Below are 12621 nucleotides of genomic sequence, written 5' to 3'. Positions count from 1 at the left end.
GGGGATTTATCCCCGTTGGGTCGCGAAGCGGCCCTCGCTATTGATTCAAGAAAAGCTCGCTTGCCCCGATGTCTCGGTAGAAATGAAAAAGGCGACCTCTTGAGGTCGCCTTTTTTGTGCCCGAGCGTTTTACGCCGCCGCTTTGCGCAATGTCGCCATAAACGCCGCCGCGCCAATGAATAACCCGGCAAAGGTGCGGTTCATGCGTTTCTGCTGCTTGGGCGTGCGCAACAGGCGCAGCACCTTCGACGCCAGTCCGGTGTAACCGGCCATGACAATCAGGTCGACGAACACCATGGTCACGCCGATCACCAGATACTGAATCAGCAGCGGCGCATGGGGATTGATGAACTGCGGCAACACCGCGAGCATGAACACCAACGCCTTGGGGTTGCTGATGTTCACCAGAAAGCCGCGAAACACCAGGGCCAGTGGCTTGCCGATCGGCCGCACTGCGGCGTCATCGCTCATGTCCATGGGCAGCGCGCGCCATTGCTTGATCGCCAGGTAAACCAGATAGGCGACACCGAACCATTTGATCGCATGGAACGCTGTGGCCGAAGCGGTGAGCACAGCGCCAACCCCCGCGCCGACAATCGCGATCTGCACCGCCAGACCGATCTGCAGGCCCAGTGCGTTCCAGTAGCCGCGCCAGAATCCGTACTGCAGACCGCTGGACATCGACGCGATGGCGCCCGCGCCCGGAGACAGGCTGATCACCCAGCAGGCGGCAAAAAATGCCAGCCATGTTTGAAGCTCCATCGCACACCTCGGCTGATGCTTGTGACAAATGCCTAAGCTAATGCGGCTTCGTGTGGATGACTACCGATTTCTTGCTGAATGTTGCAGGTGCGGCTGACGGCCCCTTCGCGAGCAGGCTCGCTCCCACAGGGACGCGCATTGCAAATGTGGGAGCGAAAGCGTCCGAACAGACAACGCCGAGATCTACTTCTCGAACCCGCTCGACGGCAACACATCGGTCCCGCGCCAACGCCGCACCGAACGCTGGAAGAACAGGCTGTTCGGCACCTGCACCATGGCGCTGCCGGTGCCGAGTTCTTCGGCCTCGACCAACGTGGTGTAGAGCAGATTGATCGCGATCACCCGGCCTTTGACGCCAGGCTTGTCGGTGGTGTCGACCAGCTCGACCACGTCGCCGAGGCGGAACGGCCCGACGGTGAAGATGAGAATCGCGCAGAGCAAATTCGACAGCACACTCCACATCGCAAAGAACGCGACCGCTGCCACCGCGACGAAACCCGACAGCGCCGTCCACAACACCGTGGCCGAAACGCCGAGGCGCTCGAGCACGAAGAGCAGCGCGCTGCCCATGATCAACCAGCGCAAAACGCCACGCAGCGGCATCAGCAACTGCGGTGGGAACGGATAGCGCTCACCGAGGCGAGTGAGGCCTTTGGCAACGAAACGCTGGGTCAGGTAGCCGGCCAGCAGAATCAGCAGAATCTGCGCGGTGAACCAGATCGGCTCGACCCACACCGCCGCAAAGGGCAGCTTGAAGGCTTCCATCAGGACAACGCCTCCAGCTCCGCCTGCATGCTTTCCAGGGTTTCCAGGGCTTCCATCCAGGCTTCTTCCAGCTCGGCTTCACGCACCTTCAACTTGGCCTGTTCGGCGAGCAGATCACGCAATTCATTCTTGCGTGCCGGCTCGTAGACATCGCTGTCACCCAGGCTGGCATCGACCTTGGCCAGTTTCTCGTGCAGCTTGCCCAGTTCGGCTTCGAGCTTGTCGGCCTCGCGCTTGTGCGGCGCCAGTTGCTGACGCAACGCTGCCGCCGCTTGGCGTTGCGCTTTCTTGTCGGTCTTGTCCGGGTTGACCGGCGTGTTGCTGACCGGCGCATTGCGCTGACGGTATTCCACCAGCCAGCGTGCGTAGTCTTCGAGATCGCCGTCGAACTCTTCGACCTTGCCGTCGGCAACCAGATAGAAGTTGTCGGTGGTGCTCTTGAGCAAGTGCCGATCGTGAGAGACCACCAGCACCGCACCGCTGAATTCCTGCAGGGCCATGGTCAGCGCCAGACGCATTTCCAGGTCGAGGTGGTTGGTCGGTTCGTCGAGCAGCAACAGGTTCGGCCGCTCCCAGGCGATCAGCGCGAGAGCCAGACGGGCCTTCTCGCCACCGGAGAAATTCAGCACCGGCTCATCGATGCGTGCGCCCCGGAAGTCGAAGCCGCCGAGGAAGTCGCGCAGGGTCTGCTCGCGCTCACCCGGCGCCAGACGCTGCAAATGCAGCAACGGGCTGGCCTTGGAATCCAGCGAGTCGAGCTGATGCTGAGCGAAGTAGCCGACCACGGTGTTTTCGCCACGGGTCAGGCGCCCGGCCAGCGGTTCGAGCTCGCCGGCGAGGTTCTTGATCAGCGTCGATTTACCCGCGCCGTTCGGCCCAAGCAGACCGATCCGCGCACCCGGGGTCAGTTGCAGCTTGACCTTCTCGAGGATTGTCTTGTCGCCATAACCCAGGCGCGCATCGGACAGGTCGATCAGCGGACTGGAGATCTTGGTCGACTCGCGGAAGACGAAGTCGAACGGCGAATCGACGTGGGCCGCCGACAATTCTTCCATCCGCTCCAGCGCCTTGATCCGGCTCTGCGCCTGACGGGCCTTGGTCGCTTGCGCCTTGAAGCGGGCGATGTAGCTTTCCATGTGCGCACGCTGCGCCTGCTGCTTCTCGTAGGCCTGTTGCTGCTGGGCCAGACGCTCGGCGCGGGCGCGTTCGAAGGCGGTGTAGCCGCCGCGGTAGAGGGTCAGTTTGCGCTGATCGACATGGGCGACGTGATCGACCACTTCGTCGAGGAAATCCCGGTCGTGGGAAATCAGCAGCAAGGTGCCCGGATAACTCTTCAGCCACTCTTCGAGCCAGATGATCGCGTCGAGATCCAAGTGGTTGGTCGGTTCATCGAGCAGCAGCAGATCCGACGGGCACATCAGTGCCTGCGCCAGATTCAGACGCATCCGCCAGCCACCGGAGAAATCGCCTACCTGACGATCCATCTGCTCATTGGTGAAACCAAGACCGGCGAGCAGCTTGCGCGCCCGCGCATCGGCGGTGTAGCCGTCGGCGCTGTCGAGTTCGGCGTGCAGGCGCGCCAGTGCGGTGCCGTCATGGGCCTCCTCGGCGGCGGCAAGCTCGCGTTGCACCTCGCGCAGACGCAGGTCGCCATCGAGCACATAATCGACCGCCAGGCGTTCGAGCGTGTCGACCTCCTGGCGCATGTGCGCGATGCGCCAGTCGGCCGGCAGCAGGCAGTCGCCCGAATCCGGGTGCAACTCGCCGCGCAGCAGGGCGAACAGGCTGGATTTGCCGGCACCGTTGGCGCCGATGAGGCCGGCTTTGTGGCCGGCGTGCAGGGTCAGCTCGGCGTCTTCTAGCAGACGTTGCGGGCCACGCTGTAAAGTCAGGTTCTGAAGTCGGATCATAATGGCGGCGGAGTCTACCAGCTTCGCTCACAACTGGCGCGAGTAGCACGATGTCCTCTGACCTGTGGAGCTTTGCCCTTGATGTCTACGCCCGGCCGGGCGTGGAAGATGCCTGCCTGCAATTGCAAACGGCGGGCGCCAATGTCTGCCTGCTGCTCTGCGGTTTGTGGCTGGAGCAGCGCGCGGTGACCTGCGATGAACCGCGCGTACGTCTGCTCAAGGCCTTGACCGCGCCGTGGGATATCGAAGTGGTGCAGCCGCTGCGAACCCTGCGCCTGCAATGGAAAGCGCGGGCCGTCGACGATGCGGTGGTGGCCGGCATGCGCGAGCAGATCAAGTCACTGGAGCTGGAGGCTGAGCGAACCTTGCTGTCACGGCTCGAAGGTGTGGCGCAGGAGTGGACGCGCAACGATGCAGGTTCGGTGACCTGGCTGGAAGACCTGGCCGGCAATGCCGCCAGCCTGAACCGCGACGCGCTGCAAGTGCTGCGCGTCGCGGCAACCGGCACTTAGGAAGCGCTGGTCGGGGTGCTGCTGACGTTCGACGAAGCGGCTGGCGCTGGCGCAGTCGAAGGGGTCGAGTGAGTGGCGGACGACGGTGCCGACGCAGCTGGAGCAGCCGGGGTAGCGGCAGTGGCAGGCTTGGCTGCTGGAGCGGCAGCCGGTTTGGTCGCGGCTGGCTTGGCAGCTGCAGGCTTTTTCACCGCTGGTTTTGCGGCTGGCTTGGCGACCGGTTTTGCAGCAGCGGTCGCAGGCTTGGCAGCAGCGGGTTTCGCAGCTGGCTTGGCGGCCGGTTTCGCAGCGGTTTTTGCCGCAGGTTTTGCTGCCGATGTTGCGGCTGGTTTGGCAGCCGGTTTTACCGCCACTTTCGCAGCAGGTTTGGCGGCGGCCGGCTTGGCCGCAGTCTTGGCAGCAGGTTTCGCTGCTGGTTTCGCTGCTGCTTTGGCAGCAGGTTTGGCGGCTGCGGTTTTCGCCGGTGCAGCTTTGCTCGCGGCCGGTTTTGCAGCGGCTTTGGCAGGGGTGGCTTTCACTGCTGGCTTGGCTGCAGCAGGTTTGGCTGCGGTGGTTTTAGCCGCCGGTTTTGCCGCGCTCGCCGCCGGCTTCTTCGCTGCAGTTTTCGCCGCTGGTTTGGCAGCCGCTTTCACTGGCGCCTTCGCCGCTGGTTTGGCGGCGGTTTTCGCAACAGCAGGTTTCGCCGCAGCGGTCTTCGCCGGGGCTTTGCTTGCAGCAGGTTTGGCAGCGACTTTCTTCGCTGGTGCTGCTGCCGGTTTGGCCGAGCGCGACGACAGAACCTTGCCCACTGCTTCCTGAACGCGGCCGACACCCTGGGCCAGTTTCAGGCTTTCCTGGGCATCGCGCTTGAGTTGCAGAATGTAGCTGCGGGTTTCGGACTGACGATCTTTCAAAGCGTCCAGCAGGTCTTCGAGTTCTTTCACGGCAGCCTTGGCTTTGTTCTGTGCCTTGGCTTTGCCGGCGGTGGCGGCGTCCTGCAATTTAGTGCGCGATTTGTGCAGTTTTTCCTGCGCCTTGCCGCGCTGTTTTTCCAGCTTGGCGAGCAGTTTTTCAGCATCAGCCAAGGCTTGCGAGCAAGCGTTTTCCAAATGCTCGAGCAGGCTGCCCGACAACTGTTGGAGTAAGTGCAACGGAGTATTTACAGGCTTCTTGGTGGCCGACATGGTTTACCTCCTGGCTGACGTGAGTGCGGCTCATACTAGACCTCTGCTGATACCGCCGCTAGGGCATGTTGACAGTATCTGCACCGTTGCGTTGCACCGAAGCCGAAATGTTCTGCGCGCGGGAAAAAGCAGTTCACCGATGCAGACGTTTGCACTGGCATAATCCCCCGCATCCCAGGTCGGAGAGTGCCCATGTCGCGCTACTTTATTTTGTCCCTCTGCGTGTTTTTTTCGACGGCGTATGCCGATGAAAAAACTACGGCAAACGATGCTCATGACCTGGCTTACAGCCTCGGTGCCAGCCTCGGCGAACGGCTGCGCCAAGAGGTGCCGCAGTTGCAGATCCAGGCGCTGATCGAAGGTCTGCAACAAGCGTATCAGGGCAAGCCGCTGGCGCTGAGTGAAGCGCGCATCGAACAGATTCTGGCCGACCACGAATCGCGCAATGCCGAGCAGGCATCACGGCAATCGAGCGACGCGGCGATGGAAAACGAGCAACGCTTTCTCAGTGCGGAAAAAGCCAAACCAGGGGTGAAGGAACTGGCCGACGGCATCCTTCTGACTGAACTGGTTCCGGGCACTGGCGCCAAGGCCGGCCCGGACGGCAAAGTGCAGGTGCTGTATGTCGGCAAGCTGCCGGATGGCACCGTGTTCGATCAGAACACCCGGCCGCAATGGTTCAACCTCGACAGCGTGATCGCCGGTTGGCGCACCGCCTTGCAGAACATGCCGGTGGGGGCGAAATGGCGGCTGGTGATTCCATCGGATCAAGCCTATGGCGCCGACGGTGCCGGCGACCTGATCGCGCCGTTCACGCCTCTGGTTTTCGAAGTGGAATTGCGTGGCGCGACGAGCTGATCAGGCATAAAAAAACGGTGCGCTTTCGGGCGCACCGTTTTTTCATGAAGGACGTGGATCAGGCCTGAACCGGATCTTCTGCCTTGTGTGCCGTGTGCAGCACTTCGATCAGGCAGTCTTCAAGTTCGAAGCGCTCATGCAGCAAGCCGCCCAACTCCTTGAATTTCTCCGCAACGCATTTGCCTTCATCGCACAGATCATTGAACGCGAGCAGCTTCTCGGTAATGACGTCGATGCGCGGGTAGATGGTCTCGGCGAGTTCCAGACCGCGCTTGTCGTTGAACGCCTTGGCTTCGCCAGTCAGCTGTTCATAGATTTCGAAGTGCCCCGCCGATACGTAATCGACCAGCACGCCGCAGAATTCCTGCAAAGGCTTGCGGCTCTCGGACAGCGACTCAGGCTGCGCACCGAGCTTGTCGTAGGCGCCGATCAGCTCTTCACGCTCCTGCAACCAGCGGTCGATCAGCAGATGAACCCCACCCCAACGTTCCTGAGCATTCTGACAACTTTCGAGCATGGCGATCTCTCTTCCCTTGTGGGTCATGCTGCTCTACACCCGCGCCCCTGTTCTGATTTGACTGGTGGACGATCGGGCAGAGCGTCATCGAGCAACATAAATCCAATGACACGTGCCGGCCAGATTATGCCCGCACGCCTATGGCTTCAAGGTACGCAGGAGATAAAGTTCATACAAGTGTTTAATCCCTGACCAGCAGGTGGTGCGACGCTTCGTCGCTGACCGGTCGTTGCAGAGCGCTCCAGATCAGACGCAACAACTGATAAACCGCAAGGATGGACACGCCGACAAAAAACAGCAGGCTCCATTCCGGGATGCTCAGATCGAACAGTGTCCAGGAAATATCCGCACAATCAGCGCCGCCGTTGAACATCCGTTGCAAGGCGCAGATCCACGGCAGGTCGCTGAACAGTGACTCCACGGTTGGCGAGCATTTGACCAGTTGCAGCATCGAGTCACTCTGGATCAACACCTGCCGCCACGCAGCGGTGGTTCCACCCAGACTGGCGCCGAGTGCAAACAGCCAGTACCACCATAAGCCAACGCGCCGGGGGCCATGCACCGCCGCCACGCCGCAGCCGATGCACAGCAATGTGAGGAACAATCGCTGCACCAGGCACAGACTGCAAGGCGTCAGGCCGACCGCGTATTCGAGGTAATAGGAAGCTCCCAGAGCAAAGGCCCCCGCAATGAAAGCCATGAAGAACAAGGAGCGTGAGCAGGCCAACGACATGGCTTTTCCGTAACAGTAGAGACAGACGGTTACGGTAGAGGAAAGCGTGTCAGCCTTTCAAGGCAAGGGCCTGCCGACAGTTCACCGCAGGTGTAGGGAAAACCCGACAGGCTCGATAGGAAACAGTGAAGCGCTCTGTAGGACTTTGCCTCTAGAGCGCAAGGAAGGGGAATTTTCGGTCATCAAAGTTCACGAGGGAGCAACCTCCCTCGCCATTCAGACCTTCGCCGCAACCGGCAAAGGCGCCGCCAGCAAGCGTTCATCCAGCAGCCCCAGACCTTCCTGGAACAACTGATTGCTGCGCTCGGTATCGCCAAGCTGTGCAAGCAGACGGGCCAACTCCGCACAGGTCTCCGGATTGCGCTGCACGCGCAAACTGCTTTCCAGATAGTCGCGAGCCTTGCCCCACAGACTGGTTTGCAGACACAAGCGTCCAAGGGTCAGCAGCAGGCTCGGATCGGCCGGATGCTCCTTGAGCCAGCCTTCGGCATTCTGCAACTGACGCGCAGGATCACTGCCACGAACCAGACCATAGAGCCGCGCCAGATGGCTGTCGTACTTGCGCTTGAGCGCTGTTCGCAGCACTTCTTCGGCCTCGACCTGAGCGCCCAACTGGCGCAATTGCTCGGCATAGGCCAGTACCAAGGGTGCTTCCTGACGCTGCGCCGAAGTCAGCTGTTCCCACGCCCGCTTGAGCGATTGCAGACCCACCGTACCGTCTTCTTCGCGATGCGCTGCCAAGGACAGGTTCTCACCCCAGGCGCGACGCTCGAGTTCAGCCAGTTCGGCCGGCGGCAGGACCTTGTCCTTGCGCAACTCTGGCAGCAGACGAATCACCGCCGGCCATTCGCCACGCTGCTGATGCAGACGTTGCAATTGGCGCAATGTCTGCGCGCTGCGCGGATGCCGTTCATGCATCGCCTGCAAGGTCACCAGCGCACCGTCGGTGTCGCCACGATCGGTCTGCAACTGTGCGTGACTCAGGGCGATCGCCAATTCGGCTTGCGGCTGACGCTCCAGCGCGCGTTCGAGCAAACGATCACTTTCTTCGTACTGACCTTGCTCGTTCGCCGCACGGGCGGCGCCGAGGTAATACAGCAGTGGCTGGCGCTCGGCTTCCGCTGCGCGGGTCAGATGCCGCTGCGCGCTGGCCCAGCGACCTTCAGCCAGATCCAGTTGTCCGTGTTCGATCGCCACTTGCACGCGGCGGCTGCGATTACGCCGCGACCACGGATTGACCACGCCGGTGGAGGTCATCACCAGCTCGACCAGTACCTTGATACCCCAGAACAGCAACCACAGCACCGCGATCACCGCCAGTGTTGCCCACAGGCTCGACTCGTAACGGAAGCTCTTGTACGCCACCAGCACGTAACCGGAATGCTCGGCAATCGCCAGGCCCAGCGCTGCCGTCGCGGCGATGACCAGAAACACGATTACATAGAGGCGCTTCATGGAGTCGCCTCCTGCGCAGCGTTGGCGGCAGGCTTGGCGAACGGTTTCACCGATTCCTCGGCATTGACGTTACGTCGCTCCAGATATCCCTGCACCGCACTCAAGGTGCCGGCCAGATCCGGCGTCTTGACGGTGACCGGCTCCTTGCTCAGCTCGGCGACCTGCTCCAGCATGACTTTGCTTTGCGGATTGTCCGGGTTGAAATTGCCCTTGAGCACATCGCGTGCCTCGGCCAGCGCCTGGGTGTACACCGCCGCCTGACCGTTGAGCGCGGCCCACTGCGCCTGCTCCAGCGCCAGGCTCAGGGCCAGGCGCACCTGGCTCAGGCTCTGTCCGGCCAGTAGCGGCTTGACGTTCTTGTCAGCGTTGAAATCGATGCGGATATAGCGCGACACCTTGTCCCACCATTGCGCCCAGCGACTGGCGCCATCGCCATCGTTGGTCAGGCCCAGCAGCGACTCGCCGCGATCCTTGTACTCCGGCGCCAGCTCGGTGAGGTCGATGACCTGATCGCGCAGCGCGCCGAGACGCAGGAACAGCCCGGTGCGATCCGGCTGTTCGGTGCTGCGCAAGGCGACCAGGGTTTTCGCCACTTGCTCGCGCGCGGCGAAGGAGCCCGGATCGTTCTGTTCACGGAGAATTTCATCGGCGCCTTGCACCAGTGCCTGGGCGCTGCTGATGTCCTGCAACGCTGAAAGGCGCAGGCTGGCCAGACGCAGCAAGTGTTCGGCCTCGGCCAGACGCCAGTCCTTGCGGCTGGCGCCGAGGACGGTTTCAAGACGTTGATTGAGGCGCTGCTGATCGCCCTGCAGTTGCGTGACCAGACGCTGGCGCTCGGCGAGTTCGTCCGCACCGGGCAACTGTGCAAGACGCTCGGTCAGACGCTGTTCGTTGAGCTTCAGACTCTGCGCCTGATCGTTCAACGCCTGCACCTGACTCGACTGTTGCTGCGTGTTGTTCTGCAGGTGGCGCACCTGCCAGACACCCCAGCCGCCGATGGCGACACCGGCGGCACCGAGCAGCAGGGCGACAATTGCCAGTCCATTGCCTCGGCGCGGCTCTTTGGCCGGTGGTGGAGTTTCAACCTGGGCATCAAGCGCAGGCTGGACGTCATCTTTTGGCAAGGCTGTTTCGCTCACGTATCCATCCTTTGCATTAGAAAACGGCACGGGACATTCCCGTAACGCCGTCAGCAAAGCCGCAGCACTCGCGCCGCGGCAATCCACAACTGTTTGAGCCCCGGCGGCACGTGCCAGCTCCGCGACCCTCGGGCTTGGAACAAACAACGGCAACTGCGCGATCTTCGGCCAGGCATCGCCGGCCATCTGCCGCAGGTGCTCGAAACCCTGTCCACTGCTGACCACCAGCCCGTTCAAGCGTTCCGCTTCGATCCGCCGTGGCAGCTCGTTTGGCGGGTAGGCTGGCAGGTCGCGGCGATACAACTCCAGATACTCGACACTAGCACCAAGCGCGCGCAGGCGCTCGGCGAGCAGTTCACGACCGCCCTCTCCGCGCAGGATCATCACCTTCGCGCCGGACTGGTCGAGCGCCTCGCGCAGACGCGGCAATTGCAGCAGGGCTTCACTGTCATCGCCGTCAGCCGGGAAGCTGACATCGAGACCATGCTCGCGAAGAATGCCTGCGGTCGCCGCGCCGACGCTGAACCACGGCATGCTCAATGGCGCCGTGCCTTCGGACTTGAGCAGATCCACCGCAATCCGCGCCGCCGGTTTGCTGACCACAATCACCGCGCTGCAAGCGGGCAATCGCGAAATCGCTTGGCGAATAGTGTCAGAGAGCGGCAGCGGAACAATGTCCAAAAGCGGCAGGCAACTGCTGAAAATCCCGTGCCCGGCCAACTGTTCGGCCAGCGCCGCGCAGTCGTCTGCCGGGCGCGTCAGCAGCAGGCGCCAGGCTGTCACTCGTGACCCGCCTCGCCGTAGACAGCTTTGAGAATGTCGTCAGCGCCTTGCTTGAGCAGCGCTTCAGCGACCTGCACACCCAAGGTTTCCGCGTCGGCACGCGGCGCCCGGGCTTCGGCACTGAGAAGCTTGCCACCGCTCGGCTCACCGACCAGACCGCGCAACCACAACTGCTCGCCTTCAAGCACGGCGTAGCAGGCGATCGGCACTTGGCAGCCGCCGTTCAAATGTTTGTTGAGGGCGCGTTCGGCGTTCACCCGCGAAGCGGTATCGGCGTGATGCAAAGGCGCGAGCAAGGCGTGGATTTCGTGGTCGGCGCTGCGGCATTCGATGCCGACCGCGCCCTGGCCACCGGCCGGCAGGCTGTCATCAACACTGATCGCCGATGTGATGCGCTCTTCGAAACCCAGGCGGATCAGACCGGCCGCGGCGAGGATGATCGCGTCGTACTCGCCGGCGTCGAGTTTGGCCAGACGGGTGTTGACGTTGCCGCGCAGGAAACGGATCTGCAGATCGGGACGCCGCGCCAGCAATTGCGTCTGCCGACGCAGGCTCGAGGTGCCGACGATGGCCCCGGCAGGCAGCGCTTCAAGACTGGCGTAGGTGTTGGAGACGAAAGCATCGCGCGGGTCTTCACGCTCGCAGATGCAAAACAGACCCAAGCCTTGCGGGAAGTCCATCGGCACGTCTTTCATCGAATGCACGGCGATATCGGCCTGGTTTTCCAGCAGCGCGGTTTCCAGTTCCTTGACGAACAGACCCTTGCCGCCGATCTTCGACAGTGGCGAGTCGAGCAGCTTGTCGCCGCGACTGACCATGGGCACCAGCGTCACCAGCAGGCCCGGGTGGGCCGCCTCGAGACGGGCTTTGACGTATTCGGCCTGCCAGAGGGCCAGCGCACTTTTACGGGTGGCGATGCGGATTTCGCGAGGAGACATGGAACAATCCGTACTGAATAGATACGGCGGATAATAACAGCTCAGTCAATTTCGCTTTGACCTGAATCAGAACCGACGTGCCCTCCCTGGCCAGCCATGCCGGATAAAAGAACTCGAAAAGCCCGGTGAGACCCGGGTCAAAGCCCCTGCATCATCTTGCGCACACCGGCAACATGCCGCCGGCTGACAATCAGTGCATCGCCATTGAGGCCTTTGAGGAACAACTGGAAATGTCCCAGTGGTGTGCGTTGCAATCGCTCGATGCGATCACGAGCAACCAGCGCATTGCGGTGGATACGCACAAAGCGTTCGCCGAATTCGTCTTCGAGGGCTTTGAGGGGTTCGTCGAGCAGCACCTCGCCGGCTTCGTGACGCAGGGTCACGTACTTGTGGTCGGCGATGAAGTAGACCACCTGATCCAGCGGAATCAGCTCGATGCCTTTACGGGTCCGTGCGCTGATGTGGCTGCGTGGGCCGTTGCCACTTTCGGCAGCGGGACGGGTCAGGGCCGAGAGTTGCGCCCGGTTGGGACGTTCAGCCCGCTTCAGGGCTTCATTCAAGTGTTCGGTTCGCACAGGTTTCACCACATAGCCCACGGCGCTGGCCTGCAGGGCTTCCACGGCAAATTCATCGGGACTGGTGCAAAACACCACGGCCGGCGGCGTCTCTCGTTCGCACAGTCGGGCAGCAACCTGCAGGCCATCGAGGCCCGGCATGCGGATATCGAGCAGCACGATATCCGGCTTGTGGCTGTCGATCAGCGCTAACGCCTCCTCGCCATTCGTGGCACTGGGCTCCAGGACTGTGTAACCCTCGAGCTCGCTCACCATACGGCTTAGGCGCTCGCGAGCCAGGGGTTCGTCATCAACGATCAGGACATTCATATTGCGCTGGATTCCTGCGTGAGTCTCGCACAAGGATAGCGTAGACAGGTGTAGTGACCTCCGTCACCGCGATCCACGCTAAGACTAGCCCGAGCGCCAAAAAGTGCCGTACGTCGGCCAGCAATATTTGCCAGCGTCCGGGTCGAACGGCTCAGAGCCCAGTGTTTCCTGCGTTTCTCGCGGTGGGTGACCGTTGTACAAC

At 62.0% G+C, this 12621-nt stretch carries 12 protein-coding genes and 2 pseudogenes; 2 read left to right on the top strand and 12 right to left on the bottom strand.

Annotated features, from left to right (window positions below; genetic code table 11):
* Nucleotides 1–129 precede the first annotated feature (129 nt).
* The 3 genes from rhtB to QMX86_RS05405 all read right to left on the bottom strand — a co-directional run bounded on the left by rhtB (nt 130) and on the right by QMX86_RS05405 (nt 3437).
* Nucleotides 130–762: a homoserine/homoserine lactone efflux protein gene (gene rhtB / locus QMX86_RS05415; RefSeq protein WP_016772608.1), complete on the bottom strand. Its 633-nt coding sequence runs from the start codon at nt 760–762 to the stop codon at nt 130–132.
* 183 nt (nt 763–945) lie between these two features.
* Nucleotides 946–1527: a mechanosensitive ion channel family protein gene (locus QMX86_RS05410; RefSeq protein WP_039757413.1), complete on the bottom strand. Its 582-nt coding sequence runs from the start codon at nt 1525–1527 to the stop codon at nt 946–948.
* Nucleotides 1527–3437, bottom strand: coding sequence for an ATP-binding cassette domain-containing protein (locus tag QMX86_RS05405; protein ID WP_122751198.1), 1911 nt, complete (start codon nt 3435–3437; stop codon nt 1527–1529). The genes QMX86_RS05410 and QMX86_RS05405 overlap by 1 nt, the downstream gene beginning before the upstream one ends.
* A 50-nt stretch (nt 3438–3487) precedes the next feature.
* On the opposite strand from QMX86_RS05405, the gene QMX86_RS05400 reads away from it, so the two are divergent.
* Nucleotides 3488–3949 carry a TIGR02444 family protein gene (locus QMX86_RS05400; protein WP_110644483.1) on the top strand — a complete coding sequence of 154 codons (462 nt, stop codon included), beginning with the start codon at nt 3488–3490 and terminating at the stop codon, nt 3947–3949.
* Here the strand turns inward: QMX86_RS05400 and QMX86_RS05395 are convergent.
* The gene (locus QMX86_RS05395) at nt 3946–5112 is read right to left on the bottom strand and encodes an AlgP family protein (protein WP_282386874.1); all 1167 of its coding nucleotides are present in this window, start codon (nt 5110–5112) and stop codon (nt 3946–3948) included. The two genes, QMX86_RS05400 and QMX86_RS05395, sit on opposite strands and share 4 nt — an antisense overlap.
* Nucleotides 5113–5304: 192 nt before the next feature.
* Between QMX86_RS05395 and QMX86_RS05390 the strand changes: the two genes are divergently transcribed.
* Nucleotides 5305–5970, top strand: coding sequence for an FKBP-type peptidyl-prolyl cis-trans isomerase (locus QMX86_RS05390; protein ID WP_282386875.1), 666 nt, complete (start codon nt 5305–5307; stop codon nt 5968–5970).
* A 58-nt stretch (nt 5971–6028) separates the two neighbouring features.
* Here the strand turns inward: QMX86_RS05390 and QMX86_RS05385 are convergent, their stop codons facing one another.
* From QMX86_RS05385 to QMX86_RS05350, 8 genes and pseudogenes are all read right to left on the bottom strand, one after another.
* A complete protein-coding gene (locus QMX86_RS05385) occupies nt 6029–6487 on the bottom strand; it encodes an Rsd/AlgQ family anti-sigma factor (RefSeq protein ID WP_016772602.1) in 459 nt (152 codons plus the stop codon).
* Nucleotides 6488–6668: 181 nt separating this feature from the next.
* Nucleotides 6669–7220 (bottom strand): disulfide bond formation protein B, encoded by a 552-nt coding sequence (locus QMX86_RS05380; RefSeq protein WP_016772601.1) that lies wholly within the window; start codon nt 7218–7220, stop codon nt 6669–6671.
* A 216-nt stretch (nt 7221–7436) separates the two neighbouring features.
* Nucleotides 7437–8675 (bottom strand): heme biosynthesis protein HemY, encoded by a 1239-nt coding sequence (locus QMX86_RS05375; protein ID WP_136493167.1) that lies wholly within the window; start codon nt 8673–8675, stop codon nt 7437–7439.
* Nucleotides 8672–9814: a uroporphyrinogen-III C-methyltransferase gene (locus QMX86_RS05370; protein ID WP_016773671.1), complete on the bottom strand. Its 1143-nt coding sequence runs from the start codon at nt 9812–9814 to the stop codon at nt 8672–8674. Before QMX86_RS05370 ends, QMX86_RS05375 begins: the two co-directional genes overlap by 4 nt.
* Nucleotides 9815–9850: 36 nt before the next feature.
* Nucleotides 9851–10597 (bottom strand): annotated as a pseudogene (locus QMX86_RS05365) (uroporphyrinogen-III synthase); the annotation flags it as partial.
* Nucleotides 10594–11535: a hydroxymethylbilane synthase gene (gene hemC, locus QMX86_RS05360; protein ID WP_282386881.1), complete on the bottom strand. Its 942-nt coding sequence runs from the start codon at nt 11533–11535 to the stop codon at nt 10594–10596. The pseudogene QMX86_RS05365 and the gene hemC, both read right to left, overlap by 4 nt.
* 137 nt (nt 11536–11672) lie before the next feature.
* Nucleotides 11673–12419: a LytTR family DNA-binding domain-containing protein gene (locus QMX86_RS05355; protein ID WP_016772598.1), complete on the bottom strand. Its 747-nt coding sequence runs from the start codon at nt 12417–12419 to the stop codon at nt 11673–11675.
* Nucleotides 12416–12571: pseudogene (locus QMX86_RS05350) on the bottom strand (sensor histidine kinase); the annotation flags it as partial. The gene QMX86_RS05355 and the pseudogene QMX86_RS05350, both read right to left, overlap by 4 nt.
* Nucleotides 12572–12621 lie beyond the last annotated feature (50 nt).

The organism is Pseudomonas sp. PS01270 (assembly GCF_029959775.1).
In the GTDB taxonomy this organism is placed as follows: domain Bacteria; phylum Pseudomonadota; class Gammaproteobacteria; order Pseudomonadales; family Pseudomonadaceae; genus Aquipseudomonas; species Aquipseudomonas atacamensis.
This window is presented reverse-complemented; position numbering and strand designations above follow the sequence as displayed.